The sequence below is a fragment of the Bacillus sp. IS1 genome, from assembly GCF_032461585.1.
Classification (GTDB): domain Bacteria; phylum Bacillota; class Bacilli; order Bacillales; family Bacillaceae; genus Bacillus; species Bacillus velezensis.
Genome location: NZ_JAWCWR010000006.1, coordinates 197,856 through 218,626 on the forward strand (window position 1 = coordinate 197,856; position 20,771 = coordinate 218,626).

Genomic DNA, 20,771 nt, shown 5'->3' on the forward strand with positions numbered 1-20,771 from the left:
GAGCAGAAACGGATCATGGGCACCGGTACTCTCAAGGTGCAATACCCGGACCCTCAAGCTTTCGTCAATTAATATAACAGGCGGTGAAAAAATGGAGCCAAAATGGCTAGATTGGGCAAAACAGCTTCAATCCGCGGCGCAAGCGGGGCTGGCTTATTCCAAAGACATATATGATATTGAGAGATTTGAAGAAATAAGAAAAATAAGCGTGGATATCATGGCGCATCATACCGGCATCGACAAAAGAATCATTAAAGACGTATTCGCCGGTGACACGGGCTATCCCACTCCGAAAGTTGATATCAGAGCGGCAGTTTTTAAAGATCAGAGCATATTAATGGTAAGAGAGAAAAGCGACGGCAGATGGGCGCTGCCGGGCGGATGGGCTGATATTGGGATTTCTCCGGGCGAGACCGCTGTCAAAGAAGTAAAAGAGGAGTCGGGAATCGACGTAAAGCCCGTTAAACTGTTAGCTGTAATGGATAAGAAATGCCATTCCCATCCGCCGTCCGCCGTCCACGTTTACAAAGTGTTTATCAAATGCGAGATCATCGGCGGCCGGCTCAGGGAGGGAACGGAAACAAGCGCAGCCGGCTTTTTTGCGGAAACGGAACTGCCGCCGCTATCTGAAGCCCGCAATACGGAAAGTCAGGTTGAAAGGATGTTTGCATATCTCAAACATCCGGACGAACCCGTTTATTTTGATTAAGGCAGCAAACAGAAAGAAAAGGGGGCCCGAGTATAATGGAGGATTCAATTAAACAGCAGGCGCAGCGGCAATTTGCCAAAAACGCCGCGAAATATGTGACTAGTCCAGGACACGCCGCAGGAGAGGATTTGGCGTATCTCGTTTCAGCTTCCGGTGCCGAAAAGCATATGGACGTGCTGGATATCGCGACGGGAGGCGGACATACGGCTAACGCTCTCGCTCCTCTCGTACGCTCTGTTATCGCATATGACCTCACGGAAGAAATGTTAGCAGCCGCTGAAGCATTTATAACCGGAAACGGATGGACGAACGTGTCATTCGAAAAAGGCGATGCTGAAAAGATGCCGTTTGCCGATGCTGCTTTCGATATCGTCACATGCAGAATCGCGGCGCATCATTTTCCCGATGTCAGAGCCTTTGTTCATGAAGCGTTTCGGGTTGTCAAACCGGGCGGCAGACTGCTTCTCATTGACAATACCGCACCTGAAAAGGATGAATATGACGATTTTTATAATGACATTGAAAAGAAACGGGATCAGAGCCACTTTCGGGCGTGGAAAAAAACAGAATGGCTCCGATTTCTGGAGACAGCCGGCTTCCGGATTGAATCCGCTGTCTGCTTTTTGAAACCATTTCAATTTACCGTCTGGTGTGAACGGGCAGGCCTGACTGAAGAGAAAGCCGCATTACTGGAAAAACAGATGCTGGATGCTCCTCGTGATATACAGCGGTTTTTTTCTGTAGAAAAGGATCAATCAGGCCGTATTGCGGGCTTCACAGGTGAATCGGCCTGTTTCTGCGCGGTCCGTCCCGTCTGAGACGAAAAAAAACCGCTGTGCAGTTTTCCTGCCCGCGGTTTTTTCGTATTATCTGTTCTTGACTTGAGAAATAATAGCGGAAGTGACGTCTTCCGCTGAATGTTTTCCGCCGACATCAGGAGTCAGAATGCCGCTGTTTGTGACCGTTTCAATAGATTGTAAGAGGAGATGGCCCAGTTCCTCTTCTCCGAATGAATCGAGCATTAATTTCGCCGTCCATATTTGGCCTATAGGATTGGCAATTCCTTTTCCGACAATATCCGGGGCGGAGCCGTGAACAGGCTCAAACATGGAAGGATATTTGCCGTTTACATTGATGTTGGCTGCGGGAGCGATTCCGATGCTTCCCATAATCGCCGCACCGATATCTGTCAGCACATCTCCGAACAGATTCGAAGCGACAATGACATCAAAGCGTTCCGGCTGCGTGACAAAGAAGGCCGCCAGTGCATCTATATGCTGGGAATCCGTCTCAATCCCGGCGTACTCCCGGCTGACCTCTTTAAAGATGTCATCCCAGAACGGCATCGAGTGAACAATACCGTTTGATTTCGTCGCGCTTGTGACGTGTTTCCGCCGACTTTCCGCCAGTTCGAAAGCATACCGCATCACTCTTTCCGTACCCCGGCGGGAAAAGATCGCGTTTTGTATGGCGATTTCGTCCTCACCCTGATAGATTCTGCCGCCGACAGAGCTGTACTCGCCCTCACTGTTTTCGCGGACGACTATCAGATCAAAATCCTTCGGGTTAACGAGGGGGGAAGTGATTCCCGGCAGGAGCTTCGCCGGCCGCACATTAATCACCTGTTCAAATTCCCGGCGTATCTTGATGAGCAGCCCCCACAGCGAAACATGATCGGGGACGAGTTTTTGATTCCCCACCGCTCCCAAAAACAAAGCATCAAAGTGCTGTAACGTTTCTAATCCATCATCCGGCATCATAGTCCCGTGCTCCAAATAATACTCGCAGCTCCACGGAAAAGAAGTGAAATCAAAGGCAATGCCTCCATGTAATTCGGCGATCGCGTTCAACACCAGTTCCGCTTGCGGAACTGTTTCTTTCCCCACACCGTCCCCCGGTATGCTGGCAATCTTGTATGTTTTCATGTTTCCGTCACCTCTGAATGAATTGTTTTCGGTTTACGGCAGACCGTCGACCGTCGTTCATTATAATTCCATATTACGCCACCTCCGATATGCTGACAAGCTCGGGAATGTTGCTTCCATAGATAAACTGTTATATGATCTTGGTAACAATAAGGCCTAAATTGTATGAAGAGGTAGGAAAGATGGATAATTTTAAATTAGATAAGCCAATCCCGTATTATCTGCAATTTTATTCCCAATTGAAAAAAATGATATTTGACGGGATTTTTAAACCGGGTGAACGGCTGAATGAGACTCAGCTGGCCAAGGATTTCGGAGTCAGCCGGTCGCCGGTCAGAGAAGCCATGCGGCTCCTTGAAAAGGACGGGCTTCTGACGGCAGACGATCGAAACGGCTTTGTCATTTATTCTTTGTCCGTTAAGGATGTTGAAGAGATTTATAAAATCAGAATGTCACTTGAATCACTGGCAGTCGAACTGGTTATTGATGAAGCGGCTGAGAGTGAAATTGACCTCATTGAAAAACAGCTGCGCAAGACGGAAGAAGCCATCAATAAAGGCGTCAAAGAGACTGAGATTATTTCCTTGAACGAGACGTTTCATCAGCTCCTTGTGGATTTCAGCCATAACAGCCGGCTGGCCATGCTGCTTGAGCATGTCAATGTGCTGATTCATTTTTGCAGAGTTCTTAATTTTAAAGGCGATGACCGTGCGGAGGTTATTCTGCATGAGCACCGAAAAATCTTTGAAGAAATAAAAAAGGGCGACAAAACAAAAGCCGTGCAATATATGACGGAGCATCTCAAGCATGATGAAGAACATCTGAAAGGCGTGCTGAGAGCGGAAGAAACAGACGAATCATCACGATAGACAAGGTGAAAAGCCTTGTCTTTTTTTTTGCCGATGTCATCGAACCGTCATAAAGACCTGACGGATGTTCCTTGCATGATTTTTTCCGCGTCATTTATGATGGATATGGAAGAGACGCAAAAAAGGCAAAGGAGTTTGAAAAATGGCGAAACATATTCTGATGATCAATTTTCCTGCAGAAGGACACGTAAACCCGACATTGGGTATGACAAAGGCCTTCAGCGAACGGGGCGATCACGTTCATTATATCTCAACGGAAAAATACAAAAGCAGACTGGAAGGAGTAGGGGCGAAAGTTCATCTTCACAGCGATCTGCTCAGAATGACACCCATTGATCCCGGCAGTCCGTCCGGCATACTTGCATTTTTAAAGGTTCATATCAAAACGTCACTGGAGATTTTACATATTGTGCAGCGGCTGGCAGAGGACATTCAATTCGACGCCGTCTATTATGATAAATTCGGTGCGGGAGAGCTGGTGCGGGATTATCTCAACATTCCCGGCATCTCTTCTTCAGCGTCCTTCCTGTTCAATGAAGACCGTCTGAAAATACTGCCGCTCCACCCGGAATCGGCCGTGCCGTTTCAGCCGGACAGGGAATGTGAAGAGCTGTTGGCCGAGATGAAAGACAAATACGGTGTCGCCCCTGACAGCATGGTTCAATTTATGAACAACACAGGTGAATTGAACGTCGTCTATACAAGCAGATATTTTCAGCCCGAAAGTGAGACATTCGGAGATGAGTATTTATTTATCGGTCCGAGTTTTCCGAAGAGAAAAGGGCGCGTCGACTTCCCGATTGACGCATTAAAGAATGAAAAAGTCATTTATATCTCAATGGGAACGGTGCTCGGGGACACGGAAGCGTTTTTCAATCTGTGCATAGACGCGTTCTCAGATTTTGAAGGAAAAGTAGTCATTGCCGCCGGGGAAAAAGCCGATCTGTCAAAAATCAAACAGGCGCCGGAAAACTTTATCATCGCACCGTACGTGCCGCAGCTTGAAGTGCTGGAGCAGGCCGACGTGTTTGTCACGCATGGCGGAATGAACAGTGTAAATGAAGGCATTCATTATCAAGTGCCGCTGGTCGTCATCCCGCACGATAAAGACCAGCCGATGGTTGCGCGCCGCCTGACTGAATTGGATGCAGGCTATACCGTGCAAAAAGATGAAGTAAGCGCTGAAAAGGTAAAGCTTGCCGCGGAAGAAGTGCTGCATAACGGAAAATACAAACAAGGCATTCAAGCCATTAATGAAAGCTTTAAAGAATGTACGAACATGAAGGATGTTCTCGCCCGGATCGACCGGTTTATTGAACAAAAACATGCTCAATAATACATGGAAAAAGCCTGTTTCCTCTGCCAAAGGGAAACAGGCTTTTTATAATGGCTTTTAGATGATGTGATGTTCTTCATTTGCAAGTTTCACAAGAGTCAGAAGAGATTCTGCCTCACGTGCGTCGAGTGTTTTTGCCAGACGGTTTTTTTCAAAGATCTGCTGGCCGAAGACATTCACAGACGCCTGGTCAACCGCCGTGTGCCAGTCCTTTTGTGAATGATTCTCAGAAAAAGAGAAAACGAACACGGCAAAGACCGCTATAAGCATCGCCATGACCCAAAATTTTTGCCGATTTCCTGCTGCTGACATAGGCCGCCTCCTAAACATTTTACTGGTATTAGATCATATATGAGCTGTTTTTAACAGAGTAAAGAAGTCATTATTTCATGTAGTCCAAATGAAACGGAGCACAGCCGAAAGCCCGCCGGTCAGGCCGATGAGCCAATTCATATTTTGTTCATATTTTATTAAAAGTTTATCCAAGCCTGTCCTTTACAGTAGATCTAACCACAAAATGCTGCTGAAAGGAGCCTTTAAAAAATGCATATTCATATGATCAACAAAAACCAGTTTGAGAGTGACTTGGAGGCGGCCGGCTTCAGCCGTCAGGCAGATGATATTATCGGCAAAATGAAAGAGTACGTAACGGAATACGCGGCTTCATCCGAACGGTTCCTGATTGAAATTCAAACCGTCATGAACGAATACAAAGCCGTCGTCTGCGCGATGTTTTCGACCATGGAAATTGCCGGTGCAAATAAAGACGAGAAGCATGTTGAATTTGAAGCCTGCACAGTATTGTGTGAATAAAAGACATTCATCAAACCTCCGCGGCTGCCTGAAGCGGCAGTATACTGACTGGTGTTTCGAGAAGGGAAAATATTGAAACTTCTATAGCGGCCGTTCGTATAAAAGAGTAAATCAGCTTGTATATGGAGGTTCGTGAAATGAACGATAAGAAAAAACAAGCTTTTGAACAGCTTTTCAGCACTTTAGACGAAAGAGATGAAATAAACGGCGCTGTATTGGCAGCGGAAAACGGCCGCATCTTATATCAGGGTTCATTCGGCGCTGCGGAACTGAAAACAAAGAGGATGCTGAATGACCAATCGGTCTTTGAATTGGCCTCAGTATCGAAGCCGTTTACAGCTTTAGGCGTTATCATTTTAGAGCAGCAAGGGAAGCTGCGTTATGACGATATGATAGAGCGATGGCTTCCTGATTTTCCTTATCCGGGCATTACCATTCGGCATTTACTCCATCATACGTCAGGATTGCCGGACTATATGGAGTTGTTCTTAACACATTGGGACCGGGACAGAATTGCCGTTAATCAAGATGTGATCGATATGCTTAAGCAGCATAAGCCGGATGCTTATTTCCCGCCGGGCAAGGAGTGGCTGTACAGTAATACGGGGTATGTGGTGTTAGCGGTTATTATAGAAATTGTATCAGGCATGAGTTTTGCTGAATTTATGAAACAAGCCGTATTTCATCCGCTTCGTATGCACGATACGCGGATTTATAACAGAAGGCTGAGTAAAGAAAACATTCCGAACTATGCATATGGCTATGTGTATGATGTTCATTCCGGAGAATATGTGCTGCCGGATGAACTTGAGGAAACCGATTATGTCGTCTTTCTTGACGGGATTCAAGGTGACGGAACCGTTAACTCCGCTATTAGAGATTTATATCTGTTTGATCAGGCTCTTTATACGGAAGAAATCATCGGCAAAGAGTCTAAAGATCAAGCGTTTACACCGGGCTATTGGAATGAAGAAGAGCAATTCGGATACGGATTTGGCTGGATGATTCAAAACAGCCGGCAAAAAGGGAAGGTTATCAGTCACGACGGAGGCTGGCCGGGCTATTCAACTCTGATGATCCGGTATATTGACCAGAATAAAACATTGATTTATCTCAGCAATATGGAACAATCGTATCAATTTGAACAAGCTGTAATTGCCGCGGCTGTAAACATCTTATTTGATCAGCCATACGTGATTCCGAAACGTCCGGCAGATCAGAAAAAAGCAGATATCGATCCTGCGATTTACAGCAGATTTACCGGCAATTACTCATTTCAGGATGACACACATGCATCGGTGGCGGTAAAAGAAAACCGATTGTATCTTACAATAGACGGGCAGACACCATTCGAATTATTCCCAATAACGGAAACCCGTTATTTTGTCAGGGCGCTGCCGCTTGAAATTGAATTTGCAGGTGATAAAGCACAAACAGCCCCACATTTTGTTTTATATCAGGACGGCACAGAAGAAACGGCTGTGCGGATAGACTGAGTGACATGCAAAACAAAACCGCCGTCCTGAGAAGACGGCGGTAATAGAAAAGTCAAACCCCTTTGATGACGCGAAATTTTCTTTTCGGCTCTGACATAAATATAGAAGAAAAAATCATAGCTCCGAGCATTGTGATGTATTCCATATAAAGCGAAACTTCTGCCAAAACCAACCCCGCAATCATTAAAACAGCGCCCAATACCACCGCAAAAACCTTCGTTTTCATGATGAGTTCCCCCTATTATCTGATAATTGAATTATACTGCATCTCCATTAATGTGTACATTTTGTGAACAATTTCACCTGATGAAAGGCAATAAAGAGAGATTTGAAGAATTAGGAGAAATGACAGGCCATCTTTTTGTTTTACCGAAGAAACGAAAGGGAAAGTGAAAAATCAAAAAGGCAAAGGAGTTCTTGAAATGAAAGCGAGACTATTTTTATTCAGCATGTTTCTCCTGATCCCCGTTCTGGCGCTTGCCGGATGCAACAGCCAATCTTCAGGAGGAAGCGAAAAAGCGAAAGACAAAGAAACGCACTCTCACGAAGACATGAATCACTCAGGTTCATCCGAGGTGCCGAAAGGTTTAAAGAAGGCCGAAAATCCGACTTATAAGGTCGGCAGTGACGTCATGATTTTAGCTTCTCATATGAAAGGCATGAAAAATGCGCAAGGAACCGTAAAAGGTGCTTATGATACAACGGTTTACAGTGTATCTTACACTCCGGAAACGGGAGGAAAGCGCGTCGAAGATCATAAATGGGTCATTCAGGAAGAGCTGAAGGGCGCCGGTAATAAAACGTTAAAACCGGGTGACAAGGCCGTGATCGAGGCATCCCATATGAAAGGCATGAAGGGCGCCGAAGCCGTTATTGATTCAGCCAAAAAGACAACCGTTTATATGGTCGACTATACACCGACTGACGGCGGCCAAAAAGTAACCAATCATAAATGGGTGACAGAAGACGAGCTTGCTGCCGCAAAATAAAAAGACCGCCAAAGCCGAAGGAACTCCTTTGGCTTTTTTGCGGTCTCACATTTATGCGGATTTTCTTTTCAAAGCAGGTCTCGTTAAAGAGAATACAGCTAACGCGACAGCGATAATGACAATCAAACCTCCGCACCAGGCTGTTGCTGTGACTGAACCGGTTTGTCCGATCACGCCGCCGCCGATGGCTGACCCGAGCGCGATGCCGATCTGCAAAGCGGACGTGTTGAAGCTTTGCTGAATATCGGAAGACTCAGGCGCAATTTTGATTAAATAGCTTTGCTGCGCCGGCGCAAGGCTCCAGCTGAGCAATCCCCAGATCACCATCGCAGGCAGGAAAATGATTAAAGAAACCGTTGTCAGCGGAAGAATAAACAGGATCAGAGCGAAAGAAACGGTCACAAGCATGATGCTTTTAAATGCTCCTAAACGGTCATACAGCCAGCCTCCGAACGGGCCGCCGCATACCGCTGACAGACCGAACAAAAAGTAGCATACACTGACCCAAACGGAACTCAAATGAAGCGTTCTTTCCAAAAAAGGCGCAAAGTAGGCATAGAGTGTGTAATGCCCCGCCAATGTAAACAAGGTGACAAGATGTGCGCTGGCAATTTTGGCGGTCCCGATCGTCTTGATCTGCTCACGAAACGGAATCATTTTTTCAGCAGGTATTTTTTCGAAAAAGACGCTGATAATCAGCATGGAAACGAGAGATAATACGCCGATTCCCAAGAACAGAACGCGCCATCCGAAGGCATTGCTGATGATAATACCGACAGGCACGCCTAAAGCGATTGCGGAGCTGAACCCCATGAAAATGATGCCGATCGCCCGCGCTCTGTATTCAGGTGCCACGATTTTAGGAGCAATCGTTAAAGAAAGGACGACAATCAGCCCTGTGCTCATGGAAGCGAGCACCCGTGACACCATAAGTACGGCGAAATTGGGACTGAAATAAGCGACCAGATTACTTAGGAAGAAAATAAACAGTGCGATTAAATAAAGCCGCTTTCGTTCAGCCTTTGCCGTCACTGCCAAAAGCAGCGGGCCGGATACCGCGTAACCGAGCGCAAACACGCTGATCAGCTGCCCTGCGCTGACGATGGATATATCTAAGTCGGAAGCGATTTGCGGAAGAATACCGCCCACAATTAATTCAACCAATCCGACTGCGATGGTAGATGCTGCAAGCAGAAATACTTTGAAATTCATGTACAGATACTCCTTTTTTTATTTTTTAGAAAATAAAAAATCCTGATTACAAAAAGTGTACGGGACAATTTTTGTAATCAGGATTTTACGGTTCCTGGTAGACACCCTCAAACCATATCATTGAGGTTATACAATGTATGCAATATTCGGTTGTGTCCGTTTCTGCAAAAAATTCTACCATAATAGTGAGGGATATTCCATAGAAAATTCGAGGAAATCCTTTCAAATTTCAATATCGGCGGCTGTAACGTCATTGATGAAGCAGGGAAAAAAATTTATGATAACCGTAAGGAGTCTATACAGATCAAACATTATACAGCCGGAGGAAACCGATGAATAAGTACGAAAAAATCGCCAACGAAATGAGAAAGAGGATTAAAAGCAGTGTATATGACATAGATCAGCCGATCCCGGATGAAAAGACGCTCGCTGCGGAGTTCGGGTGCAGCCGGATGACGATGAAGCGGGCGCTTGATACACTTGCGGCTGAAGGAATGCTTTTCAGAAAAAGAGGGCACGGCACGTTTATCATTCAATCAGCCATGCAGGATGAGCACGTTCACGTAGTCAGCAACGAAATTCTCGGCCTGAGCAATTTGTTAAAAGGAAAGAATATCAAGAGCAAGGTCATCCGGTTTGAAGTGCAGTTTCCGTCTCAAGATGTCGCCGCACATTTGGCCATCGATGAAAAGACTCCCGTCTATTATGTAGTGAGGCTCAGAATCGTTGAAGGCGAACCGTACGTTCTTGAAAAAACGTACATGCCGGCGAGCCTTATACCCGGCATTAATGACGAGGTGCTCAACCATTCCATCTACGATCATATTACGCGGGAACTCCAGCTCAAAATCGCAGGCTCACACAGAAAAATCAGAGCGTGCAAGTCGGATGATATGGATCAGCAATATCTCGGCTGCCGGCCGGATGACCCAATACTTGAAGTCGAGCATGTAGGCTTTTTGGACAACGGCACTCCCTTTGAATATTCATTTTCCCGCCACCGTCATGACAAGTTTGTCGTGACCTCAGTCAATATAAAACGTTCATAAAGCGCCGAAGAGTGAGAGAAAAACTCACTCTTTTTTTGTTGCCGCTGATTTACATCTTCGCTTCTTTTATGTTATATTACCCAATGATAGAATCATCCTACAAATTTCAGAGGTGTTTTGATGGAGATATCCAAAACAAGCAGACTGTCGCTCGTAGAACAAGTGGTGGCGCAAATTGAATCGTTAATTCAATCGGATAAATGGCCGGTCGGGACGCGCATTCCCCCTGAGCTGGATTTAATGAAGCAATTTGATGTGAGCCGAAACACATTGCGTGAGGCCATTCGGGCGCTCGTACATGCCGGCCTGCTTCAGACAAGGCAGGGAAGCGGTACGTATGTCAGCTCATCCAGTGTTCTCGGCGCGGCATTTTACCGCCATATTAAAAAATCAAATTTGCTTGAAACATTAGAAGTCAGGTACGCACTCGAAAGAGAAGCTGCACGATTGGCGGCGGAAAGGCGTAATGACGAAGACCTGAAAGCACTGAAGGCATGCTTGGATGAATGTGAAGCGGCCTTGCAAAATGAAGATCGAAAACGGTATGCCGAAGCCGACATTAAGCTGCACAAAACCATTGTACAGGCGGCCCATAACAACATGCTTTCTGATCTATACGAGCATATGACGGAGGCGCTTTGTGCGTCAGTCCATAACCTGTTGGAAATCACCCCTGCTATCCGGATCCACACCCAGCTTGCCGCCGCGATTATCGGACAGAAACCGGATCAGGCCATGGAGGCCGTCAACCAATACATCAGAGTATTTAAAGATACAATACACATGGAGGATGAACATGAAAATTAAAGACGAACATCAAATTCTGCAAGCAAGTCAGCGTAAAAAACTGATATTGCTGGTCATCGGAGTCATATTGATAGGGGCCAACCTCAGAGCGCCTCTGACATCGGTCGGGCCGCTCGTTTCCTCAATTCGGGACAGCCTCGGCATGACCAATGCGGCTGCCGGCACCATTACGACAGTGCCGCTTTTGGCCTTTGCATGTCTGTCGCCGTTTGTTCCTTTATTGTCCCGGCGCTTCGGGACCGAGATTGTCTTACTGTCATCATTAATTGTCCTGACAGCCGGAACTCTGCTGCGCTCCATCGCCGGAATCGGCACTCTCTTTTTCGGAACGATCCTGTTGGGATTGTCGATCGCCGTATGCAACGTCCTGCTGCCGAGTCTCATTAAACATAAGTTTCCCGGAAATTTAGGCATCATGACCGGCGTCTACTCGGTTTCTATGAATCTGTGCGGCGCGATTGCATCCGGCATCAGCGTGCCGATCGCCTCTTCAGCGGGGTTAGGCTGGAAAGGCGCGCTCGGCTGCTGGGCTATCCTTTCTTTCATTGCGTTTGTCATGTGGATTCCGCAAATGCGAGGACGCGAACTGCCCGTCCGCACGACTGGGACAAACGGAGAGAAGAAAAGCAGTCTGCTGCGGTCTCCGCTGGCTTGGAAGGTGACGATGTTCATGGGGCTGCAATCCCTTATTTTTTACACCGTCATCGCTTGGCTGCCGGAAATTCTTCAGCAGAATGGACTCAGCTCAAGTAAGGCGGGATGGATGCTTTCATTAATGCAATTCTCAGTCCTGCCGATTACTTTTATCGTGCCGATCGCTGCCGCTAAAATGAAAAATCAGCGCGCACTCGCCGGACTGACGGCTTTATTTTTCCTTATCGGCATTGCCGGCGTTCTTTTCGGAAGCCCGGCTCTCACTCCGCTATGGGTCATTTTGATCGGAATTGCGGGAGGCTGTGCGTTCAGTCTGGCGATGATGTTCTTCAGCCTGCGGACCCGGCATGTTCATGAAGCCGCGGCGCTTTCCGGCATGGCACAGTCATTCGGATACCTGCTTGCCGCGTTCGGGCCGCTCGTATTCGGTTTGCTGCATGACATCACGCACGGCTGGACGGTTCCGTTATTCATGCTGATCGCAGTCTCCGTTCTGATTTTCATTTTCGGAGTCGGAGCGGGAAAAGCGGAACAGATCAAAACAGCATAAAAAAACAAAGGGCCCGCTTCGGGTCCTTTGTTTTTTATTTAAAAAGCTGTCTCAGGCCGTCACGCTGTCAGTTTTAAGCCGATGACACCGATGAGGATAAGCCCCAGAGACACCAATTGTGACAGATTGAATTTTTCTTTAAACCAAAGTATGCCCACGGCCGAAACGCCGATGCTTCCCATGCCGGTCCAAGCCGCATACGCGACACCTGTGGGAAGAACCTGCATCGCTCCGGAAAGGCAAAAGAATGAAAGCATAAAGCCTGTTACCATGACAATCAGCGGCCACTTTTTTTTAAAACCGTCAATATGTTTCATGGCAACGGCCGCTACAACTTCCTCCGCTCCGGCAATAAATAACAGCAGCCATGCCATTAATGTTCACCCCTTGTTTCAGTTTCTTTCGTAAATACCTTCATTCCTAAAATGCCGGACAACAGCAAAGCCAAAAAGAATATTTGCCCGATTGAAAACGATTCGCCTAAAATGACGCCCGTTACATATGTGCCGACGGTGCCTATTCCGACAAAAACGGTGTATGCGGCAGCCATCGGAATTTTTTTATAAGAGCGGATCAGCATCAGAAAGCTGACGGCAATCAGAAGGAAAATACCGATCCAATCAAAGAGCGAATCCGCATGCTTCAGGGCGGACGCCCAAACAACTTCTAACAGTCCGGCTATCAATACAAGCAGCCAATACATGATACAGTCACCTCAGTTATGAATGAATGTCAGTCATTTTTACGGCGTTCAAAAATGATCGGTCTTCGCCAATCATTTCTGCAAGCTTCTTTTGAGAAAGCTGAATATTTCTTTTTTATATACTTCGAGATCGACATCCTGTTCACAGCCGATATAAAACCGTTCAGCCGCGTTCTCGACAACGTTGATAATCGTTCTGGCTGTCCATCTGACATGAATGCCGCTGTGGACCTCACCCTGTTCAATGGCCGTATTGATCACGCCTTCCAGCCAGGAATAATAAGGCTGATAAATGGCTTCCCATTTCTCCATTGAATGATCGATGGCAAGACCGGAATAACAGAGAACGATAATATCTTTATGAAGCCGGGTGATGTGAAATGTCTCATCTACCAAAATGTCCAGCAACGTCCAAAAATCTTCAGAACCGTCCGTTTTCCCTTTTATTCTGTCCAGCGTAGTGTCGAGCAGGTTTTCTGCAATCGCGGATATCAGTGCGTTTTTAGAAGAAAAATATAAGTAAAACGTACCTTGGGCCGTGCCGGCTTTTTTGACGATTTCTGAAATGGATGCTTTGTCTAATCCTTTTTCAGAAATGACTTCAATCGCGGCTTGCAGGATCTTTTCGTATTTTCCCGAGCTTTGTTTTGCCAATAGAGGGGTTCCTCCTTTTATGAATGACTGTCATTCATTTTATCGCATGTTCGCTTTTTTGTCATCCTTTAAAATAAAAATACCGGAAAGAAGACCAAACTTCTTTCCGGCATTCGTCATTTATCACTGTCGATCATAGCCTTCGGCAGTCCCGTATATTTTGCCCAGTAATAAATACCGAGCGAACCGATGGCGATCAGAATCAGGTCAAGCGGATTGCTGATAATGCCCAATCCGTGGCCGAACGAGCCGAGATAGGAGAAAATCAGCATCATGACATAAAAGCCGACGATCCACCATGCTGATTTCAGCTGCTGCCGTATGCTGACATCATCTTTGGGAGCATATTTACTGAAACAGAGATAGATCAGAAACATGACAATTTGAGAACCGAGAAGCCAGGATACGGTGCGCCATCCGGACCAATATACAATATAAGAGGTAAAAATAAACGACAGCGGTCCGATGATGCTCATCCCTTTTAAATAAAACGGTCTGTTAATATTCTTCGCGTTGACTCTCAGCGCTGCAGAAGAAATCGGCGCAATCGCATAAGACAGAATCAATGCGACGGAGCAAACGTTGACAAGAGCGTTCCAAGAAGGGAACGGAAGCGTCCAAAAAACAGCCAGACCGAACGAAAGCCAAAGGGAGGCACGCGGTGTCCCGGTTTCTTTATTGACTTTAGAAAAAATGCTGAATAATGTTCCGTTTCTGGCCCAGGCATAGACGAGACGTGAAGTCGTATTCATAAAGATATTTCCGTTACCGCCCGGTGATAAAATCGCATCTAAAATGACCAATGTCGCCAGCCACCCCAAACCGAGCAAAACGGCGATATCTTTGAACGGAAGGGAGAATTCAGTCCCGATAGCCGGCCATCCGTGCTTCAGGGTATCCGCCGGGATCGCCCCGATAAAAGTGAGCTGCAGCACGGTGTAAATAATAGTAGACACGATAATACAGACAATCAATGCGATCGGAATGTTCCGCTTCGGATTCTGCACTTCACTCGCGACAGCCACAATCGGATGCAGCCCAAGGTATGCAAACATGACGCCGCCTGTGGAAATCGCGGCCTGAATTCCGGTGAAGCCAAAAGGCGCGAATCCGTGAACGGTCATATTGCCCGGGTGAAAATGAAAAATCAGTACCACAATTACCGTAATCGGTACGACATATTTAAAAATCGAAATAATGAAGTTTGCTTTCGCAAAGGTTTTGACACTCCAGTAATTGAGGAGGAAGAACAGGCAGAGCAGCGCAAATTGCAATATCCACCCGGCAATTGTCGGAGAATCGGAGCCTTTTACGGTCAAACCGGGAAACCAATACGCCACGTATTGGCGGACTGCCGTGACTTCTATAGAAATAAGACTCGTGTATGCCACAATGGTGACAAAGGAAATTAAATATCCGACCAGGTGTCCGTGTGAATATACGGGGTACCGGATAATTCCCCCGGTCCGCGGCAGCGCGGCGCCCAGTTCCGCATAAACCAAGCCGATCAATAAGATGATTCCCCCGCCGATCAGCCAGGAAAAAATGCCTGATGGGCCCGCTTTAGAGGCGACGTTACTGACGGCAAACAGCCATGCCGAACCGAATATGGCTCCCATGCCGATTAAAATAAGATCAAAAAGTGACATAGTTTTCTGGAAGTTTCCTTGCTTAGACATTCGCTGCCTCCTTAGAAAAGACATTGTTCTCTTTACATAATTCCCATTATCATTCAAACATACCCAGCCGGCCGGCTGGAAAATTAGGACAACTTTCGAAACGAAGTATGTACAGCAATGTGCTCACATTATAATAACGGCCGTATGGCAAGATCTCCCGGCTTATATTCCCCGTTTTAAACACATTCAAACCTCATATTCAGAAAAACAAAAAACGCCCGAAACAGGCGTTTTTTGTTACAAGTTCATATCTTTCAGTCCGGGGCTGTGCTCATTCGGAAGCTCGGGAAGTTCCGGCACGGGGAAACCTTTAGGAGGCTCGGACACACTTAATTCGCCGCCGTTTCGGCTCGGCGTCGTTCCCTGCAGAATTTCTCCGATCCGTGTCGGATCCAGTCTGAAATTAAATTGGGTATTATGATAACCCATCTCAACGAATTTTCGGCATTCCGGGTATTTTTCAATATCATAATTCGGCACGGGAAATAATTTGCCCCATTCGACACCCAGTGTTTCCAACGCTTTTGTAAATGCATTTTGATGGGCGTTGTCACGGACGATCAGAAATCCGAGTGTTTCTCTGAACGTCTGATTTGAACTCATTTCATAAATGCGTGTCTTTTGCAGCACGCCGGTTGATTCCAGCACGACATTGTCCAATAAATCGGAAATCAGATTCCCGTGGTTGTATACCCAAGACCCGTTCCATGGATTGCCGCCGGCGTCTACAGGAAGAGAACTTTGCGCCCCGATGATAAAATGGTGCGGATTGGCGTGTTTCACCGCTTCATCAAGCGGCGCCTGATCTGCTGCCTGATTTCCGGCGCCCTCACCGCCGCTTTCATCTAGCAGCGCATTGATCGTACTTTGGACGAGTTCAACGTGTGCGATCTCTTCTAAAAATACACCGCGAAGCAGATCGCGGAACTGTTTTTCTTTTCCTCTGAAATTAGAGCTTTGGAAAAAGTATTGCATCATCGTCCGCATTTCTCCGTAGTGCCCGCCTAAAATTTCCTGAAGCACCTTGGCCGCGGCCGGGTCCGGCTTGTCCGGTTTAATGATATTGATCAGCTCTTCTTTGTAATAATACATAAACAGCGCCCCCTGAAAGAAGTTTTTGGTTCTTCTGTTAGTGTCTTTGCAAAGTCAGTTTTTATGTATCGGCATCAAAAAAAGGACGGAAAGCGTGTCCGTCCTTTTGTGTTAAGCCTCAACCGCCCCGCGAAGTTTCGTGTTGACAAGCCCGTTCCATCCTTGATCCATCGTACTGTGAATCTCGGAGCTTTTCCGATTGACTTTATTGATGACGGCTTCCGGCTCTTTCCATCCGCCGTGAATGAGAGTGAATTCCGTATCTCCGCTTTCCGTTTCCTTTAAGACAAAAGAAACGATCCAGCCTTCCGTATCCCACGAAAAAGAAAGGCGGTACGGCGCTTCAATATCCAGCAGCTTGCAAGGAGACGGACCGAACGGAGATTCCAGCTGAAACTCACTGTCTTCTTGAGGTGTGAAATCATTCGGCATAAACCAGAGAGACAGGCCGTCCGCAGTGGAGACCGTATCCCAGACAACTTGTATCGGCGCCTTGAAAACGGCGGTATGAATAATGTCCGGTAATGGCTGATTGCCGCTGTTGTTGTTGTTATCTTTGTTTTGTTTATCAGACATGATGCGTAACCACTCTTTCGCTGTTTTTACTTTTGATCATACTACACGGGGCAGGACATTTGAAATCAAATCAAACTTATTCTATGCTTTTCCAAAGCCATTCAATTCATTTTAAGGAGACGTAGTGATGACAGATCAATTTAAAGCGTTAGTAGTCGATCAACGTGAAGACCGGTTTTCAGTCAGCGTACGGGAGCTGGCGGTTCAGGACCTTCCCGAGGGTGAAGTGCTGATTAAGGTTTGCTACTCAGGGGTGAATTATAAAGACAGCTTGGCTGCCATTCCTGACGGCAAGATTGTAACGTCGTATCCTTTCGTGCCGGGAATTGATTTAGCGGGAATCGTCGTTTCCTCAGATGACGCCCGTTTCAAAGAGGGGGACAAAGTCATTGCGACAAGCTACGGCATAGGTGTTTCCCGCTTTGGCGGTTATAGCGGGATGGCCCGCATTCCGGCAGATTGGATCGTGCCGCTGCCTGAAGGTCTGACACTTAAAGAAGCCATGACGATCGGAACCGCCGGCTTCACTGCCGCATTGTCCGTCCAGCGTCTTGAAGAAAACCATGCCGCTCCTGAAAAAGGGAAGGTGCTGGTGACGGGAGCGACAGGCGGCGTCGGAAGCTTTGCCGTCTCCATTCTTTCAACCTTAGGTTACGAGGTCGAGGCCAGTACGGGAAAAGAGGAAGAAAGCGGCTATTTGAAGAGCCTCGGAGCGAAGACGGTCATTCACCGTGATGAAGTGTATAACGGCACGTTAAAACCGATGCAAAAACAAAAATGGGCAGCGGCCGTCGATCCGGTCGGAGGTGAGCCGCTTGCTTCAGTTCTCAGCCAGATTCAGTACGGCGGATCAGTTGCTGTGAGCGGACTGACAGCGGGAACGAAACTCCCTGCTACAGTCTTCCCGTTTATATTGCGCGGCGTCAGTCTCTTGGGAATCGATTCCGTATTCTGTCCGATGGAGACAAGAAAGAAAACATGGCAGCGTTTAGCTGATGAGTTCAAGCCTGCAGATCTGGAGGCCTTTATTCAAAAGGAAATTACACTTGAAGAGCTGCCGGATACGCTTCCTGCCCTTTTAAAAGGAGAAGCGAGAGGGAGAACGATCGTTACGATAAACGAAGAATAAAACAAAAACCCCCAACTGCTGATTGGGGGTTTTCAATATATAATCAATTATTTATTGAAAAGAGATTAACTATTGAGTATATAGTGAAAATGAGTTGATTAAAAATATAAATTGATTACATATAGGTAATATAAAGGTAAGATATAAAATTTTCTGAAATATTTATTGACTGAAAGCGCTTTTAAAATTATGATGATAACATAAGTACCAATAATATCATTATAACTTCACTACAAAGTAACTATAAAATAACAATTTGACGAGAGGGGAGAGCGAATAATCACTATAAATGATAACGCTTTCAGATCATTTTCTTCTTATATAACTGTTTTGGACGGTCAGAACTTGTATGCAGACGTTATAGGTGTAAATATTGATAACTGAATATTCCGATATTATCTCTGTGTAAAAACTAGGAGGATTTGAAGATGAATAAAAATAGCAGCCAGCATTCATTTTTAAGAACCATCATTTTAGTATCGACGTTCGGGGGTCTACTTTTCGGCTACGATACAGGTGTAATTAATGGGGCGCTGCCGTTTATGGCGGAAGCTGACCAGCTTAATCTTACGGCTTTGACTGAAGGGATGGTGGCGAGCTCCCTGCTCTTGGGGGCTGCGATCGGAGCAGTTTTCGGAGGGAGATTGTCGGACTATAACGGCAGACGTAAAAATATCCTTATCCTTGCCGTTTTGTTCTTTGCAGCGACGCTTGGATGTACACTGGCGCCTAACGTATCGGTTATGATCATCTCCCGTTTTCTGCTGGGGCTTGCCGTTGGGGGAGCATCCGTAACCGTTCCGGCGTATTTGGCTGAAATGTCGCCGGCGAAAAGCCGAGGGAGAATGGTTACTCAAAATGAATTGATGATTGTAACGGGCCAGCTGCTTGCCTTCACGTGTAATGCTATCATCGGCAATGTGCTTGGTGATACCTCTCACGCCTGGCGTTATATGCTCGTTATCGCGGCCCTTCCGGCGGTATTCTTGTTTTTCGGTATGCTGAAAGTTCCTGAAAGTCCGCGCTGGCTGGTTTCTAAAGGAAGAAAAGAAGATGCTCTGCACGTTCTCCGGCGAATAAGGAATGAAGAGAAAGCGAAGTCTGAGCTCGCTGAGATTGAATCTGCCTTTCATAAGGAAGCTGAGATGGAGCAGGCCTCCTTTAAGGATCTTGCCGTTCCGTGGGTGCGCCGCATTGTGTTTATCGGGATCGGAATTGCGGTAGTGCAGCAGCTCACCGGCGTGAATTCAATTATGTATTATGGAACTCAAATTTTAAAAGATGCCGGTTTCGAGACAAAAGCCGCATTAATCGGCAATATTGCCAACGGTGTGATTTCGGTGCTCGCGACTTTTGTGGGAATATGGCTTCTCGGCAAAGTCGGCCGCCGCCCGATGCTGATGACGGGGCTGATCGGAACGACTGCGGTGCTGCTTTTGATCGGAGTTCTGTCTGTCGTGCTGAAAGGATCGCCTGCTCTTCCTTATGTGGTTCTTTCATTAACAGTCACTTTCCTTGCGTTTCAGCAGGGGGCTGTCTCTCCGGTGACCTGGCTGATGCTGTCGGAGATATTCCCGCTTCGATTGCGGGGGCTTGGTATGGGGGTCACTGTCTTCTGCCTCTGGATCGTGAACTTCCTTGTTGGTTTAACTTTTCCGGTCCTGCTCGCAAACATCGGATTGTCTGCAACCTTCTTCATTTTTGTCCTGTTAGGGATAGCGTCCGTTATATTTGTGAAAAGGTTCCTTCCGGAAACGAAAGGTCTGTCGCTCGAACAGCTTGAACAAAACTTCCGTGCTTATGAAAAAACAGATCGTAATAGCGCAGAAGCTGAGGTGAGCGGGTAATCTGAATAGACGCGGGGTTCCTAGGAATCCTGCTTTTTTATTTATTATATAGAAGGGAATAATAAGTGAGAAAAAAGTTTCGTAAAAGTGTTGACCTCATTTAAAGTGCATGGTATATTATTAAACGTCGCTGATGAACAAAGCGATAACGACAAATGAGAAAATGATCTTTTGAAAAAAGACTTTACAAATTCTCAAAATCGTGTATAATAAATGAAGTCGAGAAAAAGACTTCGAAAGAAATAAAAAAACACTTGACATCATAACTGATTGGTAGTATGATAGTTAAGTCGCCTGATAAGCGCCCGTAGCTCAATTGGATAGAGCGTTTGACTACGGATCAAAAGGTTAGGGGTTCGACTCCTCTCGGGCGCGCCAATACAAACGCGGGTGTAGTTTAGTGGTAAAACCTCAGCCTTCCAAGCTGATGTCGTGAGTTCGATTCTCATCACCCGCTCCATTATAATGATCTTTGAAAACTAAACAAGACAAAACGTACCTGTTAATTCATAGTTTTAAATAAATCGCACAGTGATGTGCGTAGTCAGTCAAACGCTTTATCGGAGAGTTTGATCCTGGCTCAGGACGAACGCTGGCGGCGTGCCTAATACATGCAAGTCGAGCGGACAGATGGGAGCTTGCTCCCTGATGTTAGCGGCGGACGGGTGAGTAACACGTGGGT

The 20,771-nt window shown here is 46.5% G+C and carries 22 protein-coding genes, 2 tRNA genes, 1 rRNA gene and 1 riboswitch; of the genes, 15 read left to right on the forward strand and 10 right to left on the reverse strand.

Annotation, left to right across the window (positions count from 1 at the left end; translation table 11 throughout):
• The first annotated feature begins 91 nt into the window (after positions 1 to 91).
• Positions 92 to 709, forward strand: coding sequence for an NUDIX hydrolase (locus RUW00_RS19115; RefSeq protein WP_280144891.1), 618 nt, complete (start codon positions 92 to 94; stop codon positions 707 to 709).
• Between the two features lie 35 nt (positions 710 to 744).
• Entirely contained in the window at positions 745 to 1,527 is a 783-nt protein-coding gene (locus RUW00_RS19120) for a class I SAM-dependent methyltransferase (protein ID WP_280144892.1), read from the forward strand.
• Between the two features lie 48 nt (positions 1,528 to 1,575).
• Here the strand turns inward: RUW00_RS19120 and RUW00_RS19125 are convergent, their stop codons facing one another.
• On the reverse strand, positions 1,576 to 2,634 hold the full coding sequence (locus tag RUW00_RS19125) for a tartrate dehydrogenase (RefSeq protein WP_280144893.1): 1,059 nt from the start codon (positions 2,632 to 2,634) through the stop codon (positions 1,576 to 1,578).
• Between the two features lie 182 nt (positions 2,635 to 2,816).
• Here RUW00_RS19125 and RUW00_RS19130 point away from each other — a divergent pair, with 182 nt between their 5' ends.
• Entirely contained in the window at positions 2,817 to 3,503 is a 687-nt protein-coding gene (locus RUW00_RS19130) for a GntR family transcriptional regulator (protein ID WP_039252541.1), read from the forward strand.
• Positions 3,504 to 3,645: 142 nt separating this feature from the next.
• The gene (locus RUW00_RS19135; RefSeq protein WP_061890450.1) at positions 3,646 to 4,839 is read left to right on the forward strand and encodes a macrolide family glycosyltransferase; all 1,194 of its coding nucleotides are present in this window, start codon (positions 3,646 to 3,648) and stop codon (positions 4,837 to 4,839) included.
• A gap of 57 nt (positions 4,840 to 4,896) precedes the next feature.
• Here the strand turns inward: RUW00_RS19135 and RUW00_RS19140 are convergent, their stop codons facing one another.
• The gene (locus RUW00_RS19140) at positions 4,897 to 5,151 is read right to left on the reverse strand and encodes a hypothetical protein (RefSeq protein ID WP_031378602.1); all 255 of its coding nucleotides are present in this window, start codon (positions 5,149 to 5,151) and stop codon (positions 4,897 to 4,899) included.
• Between the two features lie 231 nt (positions 5,152 to 5,382).
• Here RUW00_RS19140 and RUW00_RS19145 point away from each other — a divergent pair, with 231 nt between their 5' ends.
• Together RUW00_RS19145 and RUW00_RS19150 are read left to right on the forward strand one after the other, a co-directional pair.
• Positions 5,383 to 5,652, forward strand: coding sequence for a hypothetical protein (locus RUW00_RS19145; protein ID WP_007409303.1), 270 nt, complete (start codon positions 5,383 to 5,385; stop codon positions 5,650 to 5,652).
• A gap of 137 nt (positions 5,653 to 5,789) precedes the next feature.
• Complete coding sequence (locus RUW00_RS19150) at positions 5,790 to 7,148, forward strand: serine hydrolase (protein ID WP_280144894.1); 1,359 nt, start codon at positions 5,790 to 5,792, stop codon at positions 7,146 to 7,148.
• 52 nt (positions 7,149 to 7,200) lie between these two features.
• Here RUW00_RS19150 and RUW00_RS19155 read toward each other — a convergent pair whose 3' ends face one another.
• Positions 7,201 to 7,374, reverse strand: coding sequence for a hypothetical protein (locus tag RUW00_RS19155; RefSeq protein WP_007409301.1), 174 nt, complete (start codon positions 7,372 to 7,374; stop codon positions 7,201 to 7,203).
• A gap of 196 nt (positions 7,375 to 7,570) precedes the next feature.
• Here RUW00_RS19155 and RUW00_RS19160 point away from each other — a divergent pair, with 196 nt between their 5' ends.
• Positions 7,571 to 8,137: a YdhK family protein gene (locus RUW00_RS19160; protein WP_014417056.1), complete on the forward strand. Its 567-nt coding sequence runs from the start codon at positions 7,571 to 7,573 to the stop codon at positions 8,135 to 8,137.
• 51 nt (positions 8,138 to 8,188) lie between these two features.
• Here the strand turns inward: RUW00_RS19160 and RUW00_RS19165 are convergent, their stop codons facing one another.
• Complete coding sequence (locus tag RUW00_RS19165) at positions 8,189 to 9,349, reverse strand: MFS transporter (protein ID WP_007409299.1); 1,161 nt, start codon at positions 9,347 to 9,349, stop codon at positions 8,189 to 8,191.
• A gap of 54 nt (positions 9,350 to 9,403) precedes the next feature.
• A riboswitch (purine riboswitch) is annotated at positions 9,404 to 9,503 on the reverse strand.
• Positions 9,504 to 9,681: 178 nt separating this feature from the next.
• On the opposite strand from RUW00_RS19165, the gene RUW00_RS19170 reads away from it, so the two are divergent.
• The 3 genes from RUW00_RS19170 to RUW00_RS19180 all read left to right on the forward strand — a co-directional run bounded on the left by RUW00_RS19170 (position 9,682) and on the right by RUW00_RS19180 (position 12,409).
• Positions 9,682 to 10,398 carry a GntR family transcriptional regulator gene (locus tag RUW00_RS19170; RefSeq protein ID WP_007409298.1) on the forward strand — a complete coding sequence of 239 codons (717 nt, stop codon included), beginning with the start codon at positions 9,682 to 9,684 and terminating at the stop codon, positions 10,396 to 10,398.
• 120 nt (positions 10,399 to 10,518) lie between these two features.
• A complete protein-coding gene (locus RUW00_RS19175) occupies positions 10,519 to 11,205 on the forward strand; it encodes a FadR/GntR family transcriptional regulator (RefSeq protein ID WP_014417058.1) in 687 nt (228 codons plus the stop codon).
• On the forward strand, positions 11,195 to 12,409 hold the full coding sequence (locus RUW00_RS19180) for a CynX/NimT family MFS transporter (RefSeq protein WP_012116961.1): 1,215 nt from the start codon (positions 11,195 to 11,197) through the stop codon (positions 12,407 to 12,409). The genes RUW00_RS19175 and RUW00_RS19180 overlap by 11 nt, the downstream gene beginning before the upstream one ends.
• Before the next feature lie 59 nt (positions 12,410 to 12,468).
• Here RUW00_RS19180 and RUW00_RS19185 read toward each other — a convergent pair whose 3' ends face one another.
• The 6 genes from RUW00_RS19185 to RUW00_RS19210 all read right to left on the reverse strand — a co-directional run bounded on the left by RUW00_RS19185 (position 12,469) and on the right by RUW00_RS19210 (position 17,113).
• On the reverse strand, positions 12,469 to 12,783 hold the full coding sequence (locus tag RUW00_RS19185; RefSeq protein ID WP_003156024.1) for a DMT family transporter: 315 nt from the start codon (positions 12,781 to 12,783) through the stop codon (positions 12,469 to 12,471).
• Complete coding sequence (locus RUW00_RS19190) at positions 12,783 to 13,112, reverse strand: DMT family transporter (protein WP_003156023.1); 330 nt, start codon at positions 13,110 to 13,112, stop codon at positions 12,783 to 12,785. Before RUW00_RS19190 ends, RUW00_RS19185 begins: the two co-directional genes overlap by 1 nt.
• 72 nt (positions 13,113 to 13,184) lie before the next feature.
• Positions 13,185 to 13,766, reverse strand: coding sequence for a TetR/AcrR family transcriptional regulator (locus RUW00_RS19195; protein ID WP_007409294.1), 582 nt, complete (start codon positions 13,764 to 13,766; stop codon positions 13,185 to 13,187).
• Between the two features lie 116 nt (positions 13,767 to 13,882).
• Positions 13,883 to 15,445: an APC family permease gene (locus RUW00_RS19200; RefSeq protein ID WP_017419163.1), complete on the reverse strand. Its 1,563-nt coding sequence runs from the start codon at positions 15,443 to 15,445 to the stop codon at positions 13,883 to 13,885.
• Positions 15,446 to 15,682: 237 nt separating this feature from the next.
• Positions 15,683 to 16,537, reverse strand: coding sequence for a manganese catalase family protein (locus RUW00_RS19205; RefSeq protein WP_022552682.1), 855 nt, complete (start codon positions 16,535 to 16,537; stop codon positions 15,683 to 15,685).
• A 111-nt stretch (positions 16,538 to 16,648) separates the two neighbouring features.
• Entirely contained in the window at positions 16,649 to 17,113 is a 465-nt protein-coding gene (locus tag RUW00_RS19210; RefSeq protein WP_014417060.1) for an SRPBCC family protein, read from the reverse strand.
• Positions 17,114 to 17,240: 127 nt separating this feature from the next.
• Here RUW00_RS19210 and RUW00_RS19215 point away from each other — a divergent pair, with 127 nt between their 5' ends.
• The 5 genes from RUW00_RS19215 to RUW00_RS19235 all read left to right on the forward strand — a co-directional run.
• The gene (locus RUW00_RS19215; RefSeq protein WP_014417061.1) at positions 17,241 to 18,242 is read left to right on the forward strand and encodes an NADPH:quinone oxidoreductase family protein; all 1,002 of its coding nucleotides are present in this window, start codon (positions 17,241 to 17,243) and stop codon (positions 18,240 to 18,242) included.
• Positions 18,243 to 18,670: 428 nt separating this feature from the next.
• Positions 18,671 to 20,089, forward strand: coding sequence for a sugar porter family MFS transporter (locus RUW00_RS19220; RefSeq protein ID WP_280144896.1), 1,419 nt, complete (start codon positions 18,671 to 18,673; stop codon positions 20,087 to 20,089).
• Positions 20,090 to 20,390: 301 nt separating this feature from the next.
• Positions 20,391 to 20,467, forward strand: a tRNA-Arg gene (locus RUW00_RS19225).
• An 8-nt stretch (positions 20,468 to 20,475) separates the two neighbouring features.
• Positions 20,476 to 20,549: transfer RNA gene (locus RUW00_RS19230), tRNA-Gly, on the forward strand.
• 97 nt (positions 20,550 to 20,646) lie between these two features.
• Positions 20,647 to 20,771, forward strand: a 16S ribosomal RNA gene (locus RUW00_RS19235); the annotation flags it as partial.